This is a genomic window from Algoriphagus sp. 10J20-15 (genome assembly GCF_055809615.1).
Window position 1 is genome coordinate 63,561 of record NZ_JBVVUG010000032.1, and the last position, 15,703, is coordinate 79,263.

Genomic DNA, 15,703 nt, shown 5'->3' on the forward strand with positions numbered 1-15,703 from the left:
GCTAAAATTAAAAAAAAACAGCCTTGGTGTAAGGCTGTTTTGGAAAGAGGATTTATATTTTTTTAAAAATCGTTCTTCTTTGCATCATAATCAAAGTCAGCAAAACGCTGACTTTCTTTTTCATAGACATCGCAATCTATTTCTATACTAAGAGGACGCTCAGGTCTTGGAAATGCACCCTTAGTATATCCTAAACTCTTGTCAGCATAAACTTTTTTCATGTAGTTCTGCCAAATAGGTCGGGCAGTCCTACCTCCTTGACCTTCATACCAAGTTCTAAAGTGAATAGCGCGATCATCTCCACCTACCCATACTCCACTTACTAGGTCTTTACTTATTCCCATATACCAACCATCGGAAGCATTTTGGGTTGTTCCAGTTTTACCTCCAAGCTCATTGTCTTGCCTCAATTCCCAATCCACACCCTGACTTGTTCCGCCGCTTTCTTCAAAACCACCTCGGAGCATATAAGTCATTAAATAAGCATGTTCTTCGCTCATTGCCGGTCTCTTTTTAGCTGTGAATTGCTGAATTACGTTCCCGTTTTTATCCTCAATGCGGTCAATATAGAATGGGGTTGTATGCTCACCTTTATTGACAAAAGTCCCAAAGGCCCCCACCATTTCGAAAATAGAAACATCATTTACTCCTAGCGCCAAAGCTGGAACTTCTTCCAAATCACTTGTTACTCCTAATCTTCTTGCGGTCTCTACCACAATCTTAGGGCTTAACTTTTTCATCATATAGGCAGTAATAGAATTTACAGATTCTGCCATCGCATGTCTGATAGTCATTTTCTTATAGGAGAATGTTCCGTCTGCATTGGAAGGACTCCATGCAGGTTGCCCTGGAATGTAAACTTCCACAGGCTGATCGATCACACTATAGCATGGACTGTAGCCATTTTCAATGGCTGCGGCATATACGAATGGCTTGAAGGTAGAACCAGGCTGTCTCTTAGCTCTAAGTACGTGGTCGTACTTAAAATACTTATGGTCCAAACCACCCACCCAAGCTTTGATTTGTCCCGTATGTGCATCCATACTCATAAAGCCAGTCTGAAGGAATTTCTTATAATACCGCATGGAATCCATTGAGCTCATTAGGGTATCTATTTCTCCTTTTTCCCATGAGAATACCTTCATCTTCTTTTTCTCATTCAGCTTGAGATTGATAGAATCTGTGTCGTTTCCGTACCGTACTTTGAGTAAGCGGTAAGCTTCAGTTCTTCTTACGGCATCTTCGATGAAATTCGGGATAACACGACGGTGTTCATCTATCCATGGGTCATTCTTACCCATTTCCTTATAGAATTTAGCTTGCAAGGTTGCCATATGATCTGCCACTGCATCTTCTGCGTATTGCTGCATGCGGCTATCAATAGTAGCATAAATTCTAAGACCATCTCCATAAAGATCATATGCACTTCCATCGGATTTTAAGTTTTCCTTCGTCCATTTTATCAAATCTGCTTTGACGATTTCCCTGAAATAGGTAGCTAATCCTTTATTTTGATTTGCTACACTATAGTTTAATTCAATGGGTAATTTGGACAGAGAATCATATTCAGAATCAGTTAATGCATCGTTCTTTCGCATTTGTGATAATACAGTATTACGTCTACGAAGTGAGTTCTCTGGATTGTAAACAGGGCTATAGTAGGTCGGAGCTTTGAATAGGCCAACCAGAACAGCTGATTCTTGAACGGCAAGATCTGAGGGAGTTTTATTAAAAAAAGTCTTGGCGGCAGTTTTTATCCCAAATGCGTTAGATCCAAAATCGGAAGTGTTTAAATACAATGTTAGGATCTCATTTTTAGTGTAAGCTTTCTCCAATTGAGTAGCAACAATCCATTCTTTGGTCTTAATGATTAACATCCGCAGGCCAGGGATTGAGCTTAGCAAACCATTGCTGGCATCTGTTCTAGTTTTGAAAAGGTTTTTTGCGGTTTGCTGGCTAAGTGTAGATCCTCCACCGGCATTCTGGCCAAGTAAAATTGATTTGACAAAAACCCGCATCATTGCTTGCATGTCGATTCCGGAGTGGTTCTCAAAACGTACATCCTCAGTCGAAATCAATGCATTAACTAGATTTGGTGACAGGTCTTCATACTTGACAGGGCTTCTATTTTCACGGAAATACTGTCCTAGGAGCACCCCGTCCGTAGAATATAATTCCGATGCAATTTCAGAATCTGGATTTTCTAAAGCTTTAAAGTCTGGTAGCGTTCCAAATAATCCTAGAAAGTTGATACTAATCATCCAAACAAAAAGGATGAAACCAAAAAATCCTGCTATAAAGGCAATCCAAAGAAATTTTACAGTCTTGGTCACCCATGGGGAAGTTTGGGGTTTTGCTTTGTTACTCATAGTTTACTTATAAGCGGACTTAAAGAAAGCCCTATATTCTTCTAAATTTTTGCTTTTACTCAGTAATTGAAAGTTTTCTATCGATATCACAAATGAATTTGACTTTACCTCATCAGGTAACCCTTCTGATTTGAATTCTTTTAGAAACTTACTGTAATATTCTTTTGCTTTTTCGCCATTCGAAAAAGGGCTAATAATCAAAATCGTGTTCTCTCTGTTGAAATTAAAATCTCCTGTTCTCAATCTTTCCTTAGAGAAATTCGACGCATGAAAATTCTCTATATCAGGTAAAAGACTTTTTGCAGTTTCAGGAAGAGTTGGATCCATCACAAGTGCAAAGATGTGCGTTGCCGCCTCATTGTATTTGAAAGGTGAAGAAGATACTCCTTCATTTTTTACTTTATCTTCCGAAGCCGTGTTCTCAATCTGTGTGGAATCTCCTTCTGCTAGTTCTTTTGGGTTGAGTTCTGCCAGCTCTTCTTGAGACAGCATAGGTTTTAGCATATTCCTTGCCAATTCTACCAAACTTTTGTCTTCAGTATTTTCAATGTAATTTTCTAAGCGTTCTCGGTACTTAGCTTTACTTTCAGTTTTGCCCGTCACCATAATGTCCAGAAGCAGTAATCGTTCCGTATTTCGAGTGAGAGGATATTCTTCGAGTGCTGATTTGATTATCGCTTTGCTGGCTTGATATTCCCCAGAATAGTAAGAATTATACGCCTGCTCGTATCTTTTTGAAGATTCTACATAGGCCAAATTTCCCGAGGCAGCATCTGGGTTGTTCACTGAAAAAGTGTATTGTGATTCTGGAAACTCTCGATTCAAACGGCTTACATATTGTTGGGAATTTCCTCCCAAATCTTTTTGAGCTAAATACAATAAATAATACGCTTCTGGCTTTCTTGATGAAGCAGGGTAAACTCGAACTAAAGTTTCAAGGTTCTCAACACTTTGATCGGTTTCTTTTAGCTCAAAGTATAAGAGTTTACCTAACTCGAAGTATGATGCTTCTAATTCTAGGTTTAGCGAAGCAATCTGTTCGGCTGTATTTGGGATTTCCGCCAACAAATTGTCTATGGTTGGCAATTGGCTTAGAAGACTTTCGTTTTCTGTGGCTATGGAGTCTCCTTCAGCAGGTTCAGGTATGGTCGGAGCTGAACTTTGGAAACTCATGGCACTTCTCCTCCAATTATCCTGCAAAGGACGATTACCCCAGGTTCTTCTAAAGTCAATAGCCCCCTGTTGCATGGCGACGCTATTGTCAAAGTAAAAGGATGAGCCAGTCCCCCTGTCATTGAAGGCTAACAGGTTGTCGAAAATACTTGTGCTTTTCGGTTTCTGAAGTTCCGCGGCCTCCCGCATGAGGCGTTCTTCTTCTGATTTAATGTAGTTTTCAGCGACTAGTTTCTGCTCTTCAGGAGTTAATTCCGCTAAATTCAGGAGACTGTCATTGTCTTGGATTCTCTCAAAATGAAAAACATATTGATCAAGAGACTCTTTTTGACTTGTGATTTGTATCGCTATTGGATCACTCTCATTAATGTAGGAAAGCGCAGAATCCAGGTAGTATTTGGTGGCTCTGTAATCTTTGAATTCAGATAAATTGATATCTGCGAGCTTTTGATAAATATATCCTTTCACACGGGGGTTACTTCCGGGTTCTTTAGCTGCCTGATGAAGTAAATCAAGAGTAAGCTCTGTGTCCCCTTGCTTTTCTTCAAAAAGCGCCTTTTCATATATGACTACATCTTTTAGGTCCTTGTTTTTAGGATCTTCGTATAGGTCATCGTAGTATCTGCGTACTTTTCTAAGATCCTTTGAGGCATTTAGTTCAGCCACTTGTTGTGCATACAATTGTGCATAAAAACTACGCTCATAAGGAGGGTTTCCAGCTAGTGATTTTTCGTAATATTCATGGGCCAAGGCATCAAAACCTTCCCGTTGGTAGCGTTGGGCTAGTATAAAGTTGATTCGAGAGGCCTCTTTTTTGTCCTTCGAATATTCTATTGCTTTATCCAATGCCCCGATTACGCCACTCTTATCGCCTCTTTTCTCATAGTAATAGGCCAAGGTTCGATAAAGCTCATATCTGTTTACTTCTGAAATATCAGTTTCCTTGGAGAGGTAATCAATAGTGAAATTCGCATTTTCAACTTCCCCTTGATCTACATACAGCCGTAGCAAAGTGATTAGAGTCTGATGGCGCAAATCATCACTTTTTGAATTTACATTGATGTACTTGAACGTGTTCTGTGCATCGTCAAAATGCGATTGATAATAGTCAAGCTTGCCAAGAATGTAATAGCTATCATCTACCCAATTGCTGATTTTATGCCATTCTATGGCTTTTGATGCGAGTTCTCTGGATGATTGAAGCTTCTCGGCATTTGCTTGAATAGTTGCTGAATCAAGAGGAATAAAGACAGGGAGAATCTGGGTATAGTCTTCTTTATAATTTTTAAAAACTTCAGATTCTACCTCTTTCAGCCTAACATCAGCTAGGTAATAAGCATTAAAATGAGCAGTGACATTATGAAATGTCCTGTTTGTAAAGGTGTTGCGCTCGGATGAGCATGCCCCACTAAAAAGTAAAATGATTAATGCTAGCTTGGAAAATCTCCTCATGAGTTGTTTTGCCCAATTAAAGTAGCAAAATAGGTCTTTTGATTTACTTAGTGAACGAAATCGCTGTTCTATTATTTTTGGATTTTATATTGGCAGGCTATTCGCATCAATTTTTTAATAGTTTTAAGGAATAAATCAGATAATAGATGAGTGAACAGTCTAAAAAGAATGAAGGAAATAATACACCAGTTTATGTTAAGTATATTGGTCTTTCATTTCAGCTTTTTGGAGTTATCGGTGGCGGAACTTGGCTGGGTTGGTGGCTTCAGCAGAAGAGTAATATGAAATTTCCTTTATGGTTACTGCTTTTTTGTTTTGCCTCGATTGGGGTAGCTTTTTATCAGTTGTGGAATTCGATTCGATCGGATAAGTAGTCAGACAAAAGAAAATTTGGGATAAATTTGTAAGAAATTAATACCCATGCTGTTGAAATCTAACTATCATCTGAAATTTTTCCTGCTCACTGGAATAATAAGTCTGCTGATCCTTTTACTGGGATGGTTGCTTCCTTCCACCATACATGCGGACATCTGGAAAATTCTGTCTTTTCTGGCAATATCGTCCTATTTGGTGGGTGTAATGAGTCTTTGGCTGCTAAAAGGTTCTTCAGAAAACCTACTTCAAATAAAAATGTTGGGAATGATACTCAGGATAATTGCCTCCTTATCCTTCATCGGAATCATGGTTTTTATGGGGACAGAGAATATTCTTTTGTTTGTGGTGGATTTCTTTATTCTGTTTTTGTTCTATCTGGTTTTTGATATCTACACGTTTCTGGCTAACTTGCGCCCGATTTCGAAGTAGCCCTCAAAAAAAGAGTAGATGACGCGCAAATTTCTTTCCCTAAGTATTTTATTGTCAGCGTTTTGCTGAGTTTCTCCAGTGTGTCTTTTGCTTCTGGAGCAGATTCTGAAGATGGAGGTGAAGATCCTACGGGCTTCATCATGCATCACATCAAGGACTCGCACGAGTGGCATTTTTTCAATGTAGGCCATACTCACATAACGCTTTCTCTTCCTGTAATCGTGTATTCTGGAGATAGAGGTTTAGAGATTTTTAGCTCTAAGGACTTTCAGGATCATGAAACACACGCCTTTGGTGAGGAGTATGCACATGAAGGATATTATATAGATTCTCATGACCATATGGGTAGAGTGGATGGTGCTAGTTTCACTGATTTGTCCATTACTAAAAATGTTGTGATGATGTTTCTGGTGATTGCAGTTGTCTTGATTTATCTCTTCTGCTGCTGGTCACTATAAGAAGCATGGTGCTATTGCGCCAAAGGGAGCTGCGGCAATCGTAGAGCCTATAGTTATATTTGTTAGAGACGAGATCGCTCATAAAGCGATCGGTCCTAAGTATAAGAAGTTCGTACCTTACTTACTTACACTTTTCTTTTTCATCTGGATTGGTAACCTGATCGGTTTGCTTCCAGGTGCGGCTAACCTGACTGGTAACATCGCTGTTACTGCCACTTTAGCGGTATTGACATTTATCATTGTAAATGTCAATGGCAATAAATTACTGGAAACACGTCTTCATGACTCCCGGTGTTCCTATTCCATTGCTATTGGTAATTGTTCCGGTAGAGATTATCGGCTTGTTTACTAAGCCTTTTGCATTGATGGTTCGTCTTTTTGTAGCCATCACAGCAGGTCACATTGTAATCTTGGCTTTCATAGCTTTGGTCTTCATATTTGAGTCATACACCATTGGAGTGGTTAGTACGCTGATGGTGACATTTATCAATATGATCGAGCTATTGGTGGCGACGATTCAGGCTTATGTATTTACCCTGTTTACGGCGATGTACATCGGTTCTGCAGTAGCGGAGCATGCACACGACGAGGCACATTAATTAGGAATTTCTTTGTTCAATTTATTAAATAAAAACGTATGTTAACTTCAATCTTATTAACAGCTGGAATGGCACTTATGGGTGCTGGTATCGGTGCAGGTATTGTTGCGATTGGCGCAGGACTTGGTATCGGTAGAATTGGTGGACAAGCTATGGAATCTATTGCTCGTCAGCCTGAGGCTGCTGGTAAAATCCAGACTGCTATGTTGATCATTGCAGCTTTGATCGAGGTGGTTTCCCTGTTTGCAGTAGTAGTTTGTCTACTTATTGCTTTGAATGCAGGCGGTATCGCTTTCTAAGAACAAATGAATCGGGATTGGTCGTTAGGGCCAATCCCTCTTTTTGAACAATAACGAAATTATATATATCTAATGGATCTGATTTTACCTAGTTCCGGACTGATCTTCTGGCAGTTGTTTGGCTTTTTAGCACTCTTGTTTATCCTAATCAAGTTTGCCTGGAAGCCTATGCTTGCGGCAATTGAAGAGAGAGAAACCAGTATCAACAATGCATTGAAAGCTGCTGAGACTGCCAGAAATGAAATGGCAAACCTAAAGGCGGAGAATGAAAAACTTCTTGCTGAAGCCAGACTGGAAAGAGATACTATTCTTAAAAAAGCTCAAGATGCTTCTGTTAAAATGATCGATGATGCTAAGGCTGAAGCTGTAAAAGCTGGAGCTTTGATGATCGAGAATGCTAAGGCGGTGATTGAAACTGAGAAAAAAGCTGCTTTGGCAGATGTGAAGTCTCAGGTTGCTTCACTTTCTTTGGACATAACAGAGAAATTATTGAGAGCAAATCTTTCTGATGACAAGTCTCAAAAGGATTTGGTAGAAGGATTCATCAAAGAACTTAAGCTTAACTAATACACCTCCATGTCAAACCAGAGAGTAGCATCCCGCTATGCCAAGTCAATCATGGAACTTTCTTTGGAAAAAGGAAGACTAGAGGAGGTGCATACAGATTTTCTTAGGCTGACTGCTTTGGCAGAAAGCAATCATGAATTGAATTTGGTGTTGAAAAACCCAATAGTAGGTTCTGATAAGAAATTGAATGTGCTAAAAGCACTGTTTGCCAAAAGTGTTGATCCGCTTACTATGACATTCTTTGAGATTATTTCTCGAAAGAATAGAGAAGAAATCCTTCTTGATGTAGCAAAGGAATTTGAAAACCAGTACAATCTTCATATGTCAATTCAGGTGGCTGAAGTGACTACTACTTTTCCTCTCGATGATACACTTCGCAAGGAGTTTGCTGAGGTTGTGAAAGAAGTATCTGGAAAGAAATCAGTACAATTGGTTGAGAAAATAAATCCAGACCTAATCGGTGGATATATTTTGAAAGTAAATGACCGCCAGATAGACGAGTCATTGAGTAGCAAACTGAGACAATTGAAAACTCAGTTTATCACAAATCATTACGAAAGTAAAATCTAACAAAAAGCATTAATCTATATATCATGGCAGAAGTAAGACCTGATGAAGTTTCGGCAATTTTAAGAGAACAACTCTCTGGTGCAAGAACCGAAGCTGAACTCGAAGAAGTGGGTACAGTCCTTCAAGTGGGGGATGGTGCAGCTCGTATCTATGGACTTTCTAAGGCACAGTCCGGTGAATTGCTAGAATTCGACAATGGTCTGAAAGCAATGGTACTGAACCTGGAAGAAGACAACGTCGGAGCAGTACTTTTCGGTGACTCCAAATCTGTAAAAGAAGGAGATACCGTAGAAAAGAACTAAAAGAATTGCTTCTATCCAAGTAGGTGAAGGAATGCTAGGCCGGGTTGTGGATACTTTAGGTAATCCAATTGACGGTAAAGGACCTATTACTGGAGACTTGTACGAAATGCCTTTGGAACGTAAAGCTCCAGGTGTAATCTACCGTCAGCCAGTTACTGAGCCGCTTCAGACAGGTATCAAATCTATCGATGCGATGATTCCAATCGGTAGAGGTCAAAGAGAATTAGTTATTGGTGACCGTCAGACTGGTAAGACAGCGGTAGTTATCGATGCGATCTTGAACCAAAAAGAATTTTACGATAAAGGAGAGCCAGTTTTCTGTATCTACGTTGCAATCGGTCAGAAAGCTTCTACCGTTGCTGGTGTAGTTGCAGCCCTTGAAAAAGGTGGTGCTCTTCCATATACAGTTGTAGTAGCAGCTCCTGCTTCTGATCCAGCTCCAATGCAGTTCTTTGCTCCATTTACTGGTGCATCGATCGGTGAGTTCTTCAGAGATACAGGTCGTCCTGCTTTGGTGGTTTACGATGATCTTTCTAAGCAAGCAGTAGCTTACCGAGAAGTTTCCCTTCTATTGAGAAGACCTCCGGGACGTGAAGCATATCCAGGTGACGTATTCTACCTTCACTCAAGATTGCTTGAGAGAGCTGCGAAAATCAACAAATCTGATAAAATCGCTCAGGAAATGAACGATTTGCCGGATTCTATCAAGCACTTGGTAAAAGGTGGCGGGTCATTGACTGCACTTCCGATTATCGAAACTCAAGCTGGTGACGTTTCTGCCTATATCCCGACTAACGTAATCTCTATTACAGATGGTCAGATCTTCTTGGAGACTAACCTTTTCAACTCTGGTATCCGTCCTGCGATTAACGTAGGTATCTCAGTATCCCGAGTAGGTGGTAACGCGCAGATCAAATCAATGAAGAAAATCGCCGGTACCTTGAAATTGGATCAGGCAGCTTTCCGTGAATTGGAAGCATTCTCTAAGTTTGGTTCTGATCTAGATGCGACTACTAAGCGTACGATCGAAAGAGGTAGAGAGAAACGCAGGAAATCTTGAAGCAAGCGCAGTACTCTCCAGTTTCTGTAGCGCATCAGGTAGCTATTATCTATGCTTCTACTAAAGGCTTGATGGATACAGTTCCAGTAGAAAACGCCAGAGCTTTTGAGAAAGAATTCTATACACTATTGGATACGTCTTATCCAGAAGCACTTGACTTCATCCTAAAAGGAAAAGTTGATGAGGCTGGAAAAGTTCTTTCTAAGGCAGCAGCAGAATTAGCTCCTAAATATTCAAAATAATTGATTTGAACACCGGAAGGCGAGAGTCTTCCGGTTATCTATACCCTAGCACAACGCAACCAAGATGGCTAATCTTAAGGAAGTAAAGGAACGGATAACCTCAGTAGTCTCTACCCAGCAGATTACTAAGGCCATGAAAATGGTTTCCGCCGCTAAACTTAGAAGAGCGCAGGACAAAATCACTCAGATGCGTCCGTACTCTCAGAAGTTGACTCAAATCCTGAATAACGTATCAGCTGCTTCTGAAAGGAGCTGCAGATATTATTTTTGCTGAAAAGCGTGAAGTAAAAAATGTACTGATCATTCCTGTTACTTCAGACAAAGGACTTTGTGGTGCTTTCAATACAAATATCATCAAGGCGGTAAATTTGGCCATTGCAGGACAATTTGCCGGAAAGAATATAACTATTCTTCCTATTGGTAAAAAAGCTTTTGAAGCTTTCAAAAAGCGTGATTTCAATATGGTTTCTAAGTATTCTCAGTTATTTCAAGACCTCAGCTTTGAGAATGCTAGAGAGCGCAGCAGAATTTGCGATGAATGCTTTTGTAGCTGGAGAATTTGACGAAGTTGCTTTGGTTTATAATGAGTTCAAGAATGTAGCTACGCAGGAAGTTCATGTAGAACAGTTTTTGCCTATGGCAAAAGATGATTCTGCTGAAGAGAAAACTGCTGATACGGATTACATCTTGGAACCATCAAGAGCTTATATTATCGAAGAGTTGGTTCCAACGTCTTTGAAAATCCAGTTCTACAAAGCTGTACTAGAAAGCAATGCTTCTGAGCATGGCGCTAGAATGACTGCGATGGATAAGGCAACAGATAACGCTGGTGAATTGCTGAAAGAGCTTAGATTGATGTACAACAGAACTCGTCAGGCTGCCATTACCAATGAAATACTTGAAACTGTCTCTGGTGCCAACGCACTTGGAGGTAAATAATAAACGATAGACCTACTTTCCAAAACCACAGCTCGCAAGGGTTGTGGTTTTTTTGTTTTATTAAAACGACTTTTGCTGTAAGCATATAGCGCTTAATTAGGTACCTTTCATTAGCCTGTTTATACTCTTCTTAAAGGCTGAAAGTAGGATTTTTTGCGTAGCTGCATTATTTTACTTTTATATATGGGTCATTCGCCCTAAATTCAACCATTCTATCCTAGATTTATACAAAATGAAGCTTTATTTCCACCTACTTGCGTATACATTTATCTCTTTGTCGGTAATATCCTGTGCCGAAAAGCCGAAGCAAGAATATAAAAAACCCAACATTATCGGTCATTCTAGCAGATGATTTGGGCTATGGGGATATTAAAGCATTTAATCCTGAAGGAAAAATCAAAACCCCTTTCATAGACGAACTGGCTTCTGAAGGGATGATTTTTACGGATTGCCCATACACCATCAGCTGTGTGTACTCCTACCCGCTATGGGTTTATGACAGGCAGGTACAATTGGAGAAGTACCCTGAAAAGCGGTGTGCTTACCGGGAATTCTACTGCTTTGATACCTGATGATAGAACAACGATTGCTTCTGTGCTCAAAGGTCAAGGCTATAATACCGCATTTATTGGCAAGTGGCACTTAGGTTGGGACTGGGCTACAGTAGATGGAGATTCCTTGAGAGCTGATGGCTGGGGTGCCAATGATTTTGATAATATAGATTTTACAAAGACTGTAACTCATACTCCAAATGATCTGGGTTTTGCACTACGCTTACGGTCATAATGGGTCGCTGGATATGGCTCCTTATGTGTATGTTGAGAATGGTCAAGTGACTGCGATTCCAGATACAGTAACTGTCAATAAAGGCAAATATTCTTGGTGGAGAGAAGGACCAACTTCTCCTGATTTTGATCACGAAAAAGTTACTCCAAATTTCTTTGAGCGATCTATCGCATCACATTTAAGAGCAGGCGAAAGAAGAAAAGCCATTTTTCCTTTACTTGGCACTACCTTCTCCGCATACTCCGATTTTGCCACCGGCTGAATGGCAAGGAAAAAGCGGTTTAGCTCCATTTGCGGATTTTATGATGATGATTGATGACTATGTGGGTCAGTTGAATGAAGCAATCAAAGAAGCAGGAACTGAAGAAAATACGTTAATCGTATTTACGAGCGACAATGGTGGTTCTCCGGCAGCAGGTCTGGATGTGATGCAGGCAGCGGGACACTACTCTAGCTACATCTACCGTGGGCACAAAGCAGATATTTTCGAAGGAGGACATCGAGTACCTTTTATTGCCAAGTGGCCAGCCAAAATCCAAAAAGGAACTTCCAGAAATGAAACAATCTGTTTGACTGATTTGATGGCAACTGGAGCAGAGCTTTCTGGCTATGCCCTCAAGGATAATGAAGGCGAGGATAGCTACAGTTTGGTGTCACTTTTTGATGCAACTAATCAAGTGGATCAATTCCGTGAAGCCACAGTAGCCCACTCCATTAATGGCAGTTTTGCAATTCGTCAAGGCGATTGGAAACTCATCATGGCTAAAGGTTCTGGTGGATGGAGTGCTCCTAAACCTAACACTAAAGCTGAGGAAGGTCTTCCGGAAGTTCAGTTGTACAATCTGGCTTCCGATCCTGGTGAGACTACAAATCTTCAAGCAGAAAATCCTGAGAAAGTAGCCGCCCTAAAAAGTCTCCTGAGCAAGTATATCATAGAGGGTAGAAGTACCCTGCGTGCTCCGCAGCAAAATGATAAAATCGAAGGGGAGTGGAAGCAGATTGGATTTGTGGAAGAGTGATAAAGAAGCTTATTCGAACAACAGGCTATCTATTGGCCGATTCGACAAGCTCGATCATGTCGGCTTGCACTGACTTTCGCTCTTTAAATCTCGCGTCGATCAGTTTGAGTAGTTCAGGATTTTCATCGTAAAATTCTTTTAGTAAATCTTTAAATTTATCGAGACTTCTCATTCCGGTAGTTAGGAATGCATAAGTGCCGTCATTCTTTTCTAGCGTATAAAAGGTGCCTAGCGGAGCCCCATTTTGATCGTAGGTCTGAAATTGAAACAGGCTGGATTTTTCTCCAAGAACTGTTGGCTGTAAAAACCTCAGCGTATTTTCAGTAAAAATAGGCTTTGAAAAAAGGCTGTAACTCTCTCCGTTATAGATAAACCCAAACCGTTAGATATCCTCGGGTTTAAATTTCTTCAAATCGTTATTGCTATCCTGTGCTTCTACTTTGAAAAGGAATTTGGAAAAGTCCACAGATCCAAAAACTGATTTTGGCATCTTGATTTGTGTAAGGACACTGTCATTGCTCAAGGAAATGTAGTAACCAGGGGCAGTTGTTTGAGCTAGTGAATACCCACCAAGAGTGAGCAACAGACAGGATAAAATTACGTGTTTCAGCATTGCGCTAAATGATTGTGTTAGCTGCTACCCTCTAATATTTTCTTAGGGTAAACATCGCGCTAGTTATTCATTTTGCAGCCATAATACAATACCTCTAAAAACTATATTTTTTTAGGAATTCAGTTGCTAAGTCACTCACCTTCAAATCCCTATTCGAGAGGTTTCTGGCTTTATTAAAATTGACACCTGAGATAGTATGAGGGTAAATAAAATATATAGTTAAAAACTAGGACTTAAACTGCCTCCACTAGTCCTGCCCCGTGGTCTACGCCTGCCTGTCCGATGGCGGTGTTTTGTGGAATTAGTTAAAAACCCTCCAGATTTTCGAAATCTACAGTGTTTAATTCTATTAGAAACCCAAGAGCTTATCTCTTTACCATTCCCTATCCTACTGATAGTCAGTGTTAAGAAACTTTTAATTGAGTATTGTATTTAAAACTAGTTTGTTTAAATTCATTTATAGTTTTTAATAATTGTTATTCATTTTTAAACAACCTACACTATGGAGAACCGCATTTCCATCTCCATCCCGCCCGCTGAACTACAGCAAGTTCGGGATGCATTCGCCACCATCACCACGATCATGGGGCCTTATTTCGCAGAGCTAAGCAAGGGCAAAGCGAAGCATCTCGCCCGGATGTCTGATGGCACTTTGCCTTTTGTACAGAAGGCTACAGAGTTTGCAGAGTCCAACCCGCAGTTTAACCCGCCCTTTTTGGATGTGGTCGAGATGCGCAAGGATCTGGAAGCTTACATTCAATTGAAGCCATTTTTTGTGGCAGCAGAGCAGTTGCAAGACGAATTTACGAATACCACTACACTTGCCGGAGCAGAAGCTTACGATCAGGCAAGGATATTCTACAATTCTGTCAAGTATGCTGCGAAAATGGGAATAGCAGGCGCACAAGCACTATATGAAGAGCTTCGCAAACGCTATGAAAGTCAGGGAGATCGTAAAGGTCCTGAGAAGTGAAGTAGCTTGAAAAGTTTAGAATCAATCATCCAGACCGAGTCTTTCTGACTCGGTCTTTTTTTGTGGGTGCATAGAATTGACACACTTCAAACCCTTTCTAGCCTAACTCTCTCCACAGCGAGACAGGCTATTATATTAACCCAGGTAAGGAACTAGTAGGCTGTTCTGATTTAAAAGTTGACAGCCGTCGGGTAAAACATCACTCGAGTCACCTAAAACATCACTCGAGTCAGCTTTTCAGGTCAAAATCAAATAAAAAAGGTCTGCAGTTAGGCAAAACATACGATGTGTCTACTTTAAGATAACTCGTGTCACCTTTTTAATCCAAAATGAGGTCAAAAAGGTAACCGTAGTCAGGTAAAATATCGGATGAGTCAGGTTTAAGGTGGGTTGGGTTAATTAGGATTGGCATGAAGAAACCTTTGTACTGGATTTCGAGTTCGACCGCCTTCGGGGTCGTGGTTCCTTTCGTCCTTTTTGTAAACCATGGGTTGCACCCATGGCTATTCATGGTTTGACCCCGTTCGGGGTCTTGCTTTCACTTTTAGATTCAAATGCACGACCACGAAGTGGTCCAACTTTAAATAACTGACATACTTAAAGTAAATTTCGGGAGTCGTGGATATCTATACTATCCAGTGATATGGAAATCCCAAAGAGGATTGAACTAAAAACCAAAACCCTCCAAATTTCTAAAAACTTGGAGGGTTTGTGACACCGGGCATCGGACATCCGACACCTAGTCCCTACAACCGTATCGCCCTTGCGACCACCTTCGCCATAATGCCCAATCCTTCGGTATTTGGATGTACGCCATCAGGTAGCAAATCCTCATGACCCATAAATGGCGTGTAAAGATCGATTAGCTCGGAGCCTGAGTCTAAGGCAATATCCATGATCATCATTCGCTGCTCGTTGTTCATCACCACAGGAGTGATTCCGAAGTTCTCACGGGTTACGGGCACCGGCATGATCACATAGACTTTGCCATCTGCAGGCATGGTTTTCTTAAACTCCGCAATCATATCCAGGTAATCCTGTCTGAATTCAGAGGCATACTTCCAGTTCTGAGGCTTGGAGTCATTTGTTCCCAACATGATGATAAGAATGTCTGCTCCGAAATCCTTGACTTGCTGAAACTGTGGTTCATTCCAATAAGGGTAGTCTCCTTTGCGGAGCAATGTTCTTCCGGAAACACCAAAATTTCCAACTTCATACGCGTCTCCGAGAATGGCCTGCATCTGCAGTGGCCAGCTATCTGGATTATCTCTTCCAGGACCTTGGGTGATGCTGTTGCCTACGCAGGCGATTTTGATAGGAGCTTGCGCAAAAGAAAAAGTAACGAAGGCAAGTAGGGCTACTAACAGTAAAGTGGATTTTTTCATGATTAAATAAATGATTTTAGGTTTATGGGTTTGAGAATTGATTCGTAAAATAAATAATATCCCTGAGCATCCGAGTACCAACTATGGACTTTT

General features: G+C 40.6%; 14 protein-coding genes and 3 pseudogenes. 12 read left to right on the forward strand and 5 right to left on the reverse strand.

What is annotated here, in order from left to right:
* Nucleotides 1-62: 62 nt before the first annotated feature.
* The gene (locus AC0L6R_RS12450) at nucleotides 63-2,369 is read right to left on the reverse strand and encodes a penicillin-binding protein 1A (protein WP_473271501.1); all 2,307 of its coding nucleotides are present in this window, start codon (nucleotides 2,367-2,369) and stop codon (nucleotides 63-65) included.
* Nucleotides 2,370-2,372: 3 nt separating this feature from the next.
* Nucleotides 2,373-4,994, reverse strand: coding sequence for a type IX secretion system periplasmic lipoprotein PorW/SprE (gene porW / locus AC0L6R_RS12455; protein WP_473271503.1), 2,622 nt, complete (start codon nucleotides 4,992-4,994; stop codon nucleotides 2,373-2,375).
* Nucleotides 4,995-5,140: 146 nt separating this feature from the next.
* Between porW and AC0L6R_RS12460 the strand changes: the two genes are divergently transcribed.
* From AC0L6R_RS12460 to AC0L6R_RS12510, 11 genes and pseudogenes are all read left to right on the forward strand, one after another.
* Nucleotides 5,141-5,368, forward strand: coding sequence for an AtpZ/AtpI family protein (locus tag AC0L6R_RS12460; RefSeq protein ID WP_473271504.1), 228 nt, complete (start codon nucleotides 5,141-5,143; stop codon nucleotides 5,366-5,368).
* A gap of 46 nt (nucleotides 5,369-5,414) precedes the next feature.
* On the forward strand, nucleotides 5,415-5,798 hold the full coding sequence (locus AC0L6R_RS12465; RefSeq protein WP_283413717.1) for a hypothetical protein: 384 nt from the start codon (nucleotides 5,415-5,417) through the stop codon (nucleotides 5,796-5,798).
* 18 nt (nucleotides 5,799-5,816) lie between these two features.
* Nucleotides 5,817-6,855, forward strand: a pseudogene (atpB, locus tag AC0L6R_RS12470) (F0F1 ATP synthase subunit A).
* A gap of 38 nt (nucleotides 6,856-6,893) precedes the next feature.
* Complete coding sequence (atpE, locus tag AC0L6R_RS12475; RefSeq protein WP_091695803.1) at nucleotides 6,894-7,154, forward strand: ATP synthase F0 subunit C; 261 nt, start codon at nucleotides 6,894-6,896, stop codon at nucleotides 7,152-7,154.
* 72 nt (nucleotides 7,155-7,226) lie between these two features.
* Complete coding sequence (locus AC0L6R_RS12480) at nucleotides 7,227-7,721, forward strand: F0F1 ATP synthase subunit B (RefSeq protein WP_283413719.1); 495 nt, start codon at nucleotides 7,227-7,229, stop codon at nucleotides 7,719-7,721.
* Between the two features lie 9 nt (nucleotides 7,722-7,730).
* Nucleotides 7,731-8,291, forward strand: a complete 561-nt coding sequence (gene atpH / locus AC0L6R_RS12485) for an ATP synthase F1 subunit delta (protein ID WP_283413720.1) — start codon at nucleotides 7,731-7,733, stop codon at nucleotides 8,289-8,291.
* A 23-nt stretch (nucleotides 8,292-8,314) separates the two neighbouring features.
* Nucleotides 8,315-9,895: pseudogene (gene atpA / locus AC0L6R_RS12490) on the forward strand (F0F1 ATP synthase subunit alpha).
* A gap of 64 nt (nucleotides 9,896-9,959) precedes the next feature.
* Nucleotides 9,960-10,834: pseudogene (gene atpG / locus AC0L6R_RS12495) on the forward strand (ATP synthase F1 subunit gamma).
* A gap of 468 nt (nucleotides 10,835-11,302) precedes the next feature.
* Nucleotides 11,303-11,620: a sulfatase-like hydrolase/transferase gene (locus AC0L6R_RS12500; protein WP_473271505.1), complete on the forward strand. Its 318-nt coding sequence runs from the start codon at nucleotides 11,303-11,305 to the stop codon at nucleotides 11,618-11,620.
* Nucleotides 11,586-11,882 (forward strand): hypothetical protein, encoded by a 297-nt coding sequence (locus tag AC0L6R_RS12505; protein WP_473271506.1) that lies wholly within the window; start codon nucleotides 11,586-11,588, stop codon nucleotides 11,880-11,882. Before AC0L6R_RS12500 ends, AC0L6R_RS12505 begins: the two co-directional genes overlap by 35 nt.
* Nucleotides 11,839-12,639, forward strand: coding sequence for a sulfatase-like hydrolase/transferase (locus AC0L6R_RS12510; RefSeq protein WP_473271507.1), 801 nt, complete (start codon nucleotides 11,839-11,841; stop codon nucleotides 12,637-12,639). Before AC0L6R_RS12505 ends, AC0L6R_RS12510 begins: the two co-directional genes overlap by 44 nt.
* A gap of 25 nt (nucleotides 12,640-12,664) precedes the next feature.
* On the opposite strand, the gene AC0L6R_RS12515 is transcribed toward AC0L6R_RS12510, so the two are convergent.
* Nucleotides 12,665-12,811 carry a hypothetical protein gene (locus tag AC0L6R_RS12515; protein WP_473271508.1) on the reverse strand — a complete coding sequence of 49 codons (147 nt, stop codon included), beginning with the start codon at nucleotides 12,809-12,811 and terminating at the stop codon, nucleotides 12,665-12,667.
* A 210-nt stretch (nucleotides 12,812-13,021) separates the two neighbouring features.
* Complete coding sequence (locus tag AC0L6R_RS12520; RefSeq protein ID WP_473271509.1) at nucleotides 13,022-13,252, reverse strand: hypothetical protein; 231 nt, start codon at nucleotides 13,250-13,252, stop codon at nucleotides 13,022-13,024.
* Nucleotides 13,253-13,754: 502 nt separating this feature from the next.
* On the opposite strand from AC0L6R_RS12520, the gene AC0L6R_RS12525 reads away from it, so the two are divergent.
* Nucleotides 13,755-14,225, forward strand: coding sequence for a hypothetical protein (locus AC0L6R_RS12525; RefSeq protein ID WP_283413725.1), 471 nt, complete (start codon nucleotides 13,755-13,757; stop codon nucleotides 14,223-14,225).
* Nucleotides 14,226-14,971: 746 nt separating this feature from the next.
* Here AC0L6R_RS12525 and AC0L6R_RS12530 read toward each other — a convergent pair.
* Nucleotides 14,972-15,610, reverse strand: coding sequence for a GDSL-type esterase/lipase family protein (locus tag AC0L6R_RS12530; protein ID WP_473271510.1), 639 nt, complete (start codon nucleotides 15,608-15,610; stop codon nucleotides 14,972-14,974).
* Between the last annotated feature and the right edge of the window lie 93 nt (nucleotides 15,611-15,703).

Excerpts from the sequence above, each read along its gene's own strand:
- AC0L6R_RS12450 (WP_473271501.1), bottom strand. The coding sequence starts at position 2,369 with ATGAGTAACAAAGCAAAACCCCAAACTTCCCCATGGGTGACCAAGACT.
- porW (WP_473271503.1), bottom strand. The coding sequence starts at position 4,994 with ATGAGGAGATTTTCCAAGCTAGCATTAATCATTTTACTTTTTAGTGGG.
- AC0L6R_RS12460 (WP_473271504.1), top strand. The coding sequence starts at position 5,141 with ATGAGTGAACAGTCTAAAAAGAATGAAGGAAATAATACACCAGTTTAT.
- AC0L6R_RS12465 (WP_283413717.1), top strand. The coding sequence starts at position 5,415 with ATGCTGTTGAAATCTAACTATCATCTGAAATTTTTCCTGCTCACTGGA.
- atpE (WP_091695803.1), top strand. The coding sequence starts at position 6,894 with ATGTTAACTTCAATCTTATTAACAGCTGGAATGGCACTTATGGGTGCT.
- AC0L6R_RS12480 (WP_283413719.1), top strand. The coding sequence starts at position 7,227 with ATGGATCTGATTTTACCTAGTTCCGGACTGATCTTCTGGCAGTTGTTT.
- atpH (WP_283413720.1), top strand. The coding sequence starts at position 7,731 with ATGTCAAACCAGAGAGTAGCATCCCGCTATGCCAAGTCAATCATGGAA.
- AC0L6R_RS12505 (WP_473271506.1), top strand. The coding sequence starts at position 11,586 with ATGATCTGGGTTTTGCACTACGCTTACGGTCATAATGGGTCGCTGGAT.
- AC0L6R_RS12515 (WP_473271508.1), bottom strand. The coding sequence starts at position 12,811 with ATGAGAAGTCTCGATAAATTTAAAGATTTACTAAAAGAATTTTACGAT.
- AC0L6R_RS12520 (WP_473271509.1), bottom strand. The coding sequence starts at position 13,252 with ATGCTGAAACACGTAATTTTATCCTGTCTGTTGCTCACTCTTGGTGGG.
- AC0L6R_RS12525 (WP_283413725.1), top strand. The coding sequence starts at position 13,755 with ATGGAGAACCGCATTTCCATCTCCATCCCGCCCGCTGAACTACAGCAA.
- AC0L6R_RS12530 (WP_473271510.1), bottom strand. The coding sequence starts at position 15,610 with ATGAAAAAATCCACTTTACTGTTAGTAGCCCTACTTGCCTTCGTTACT.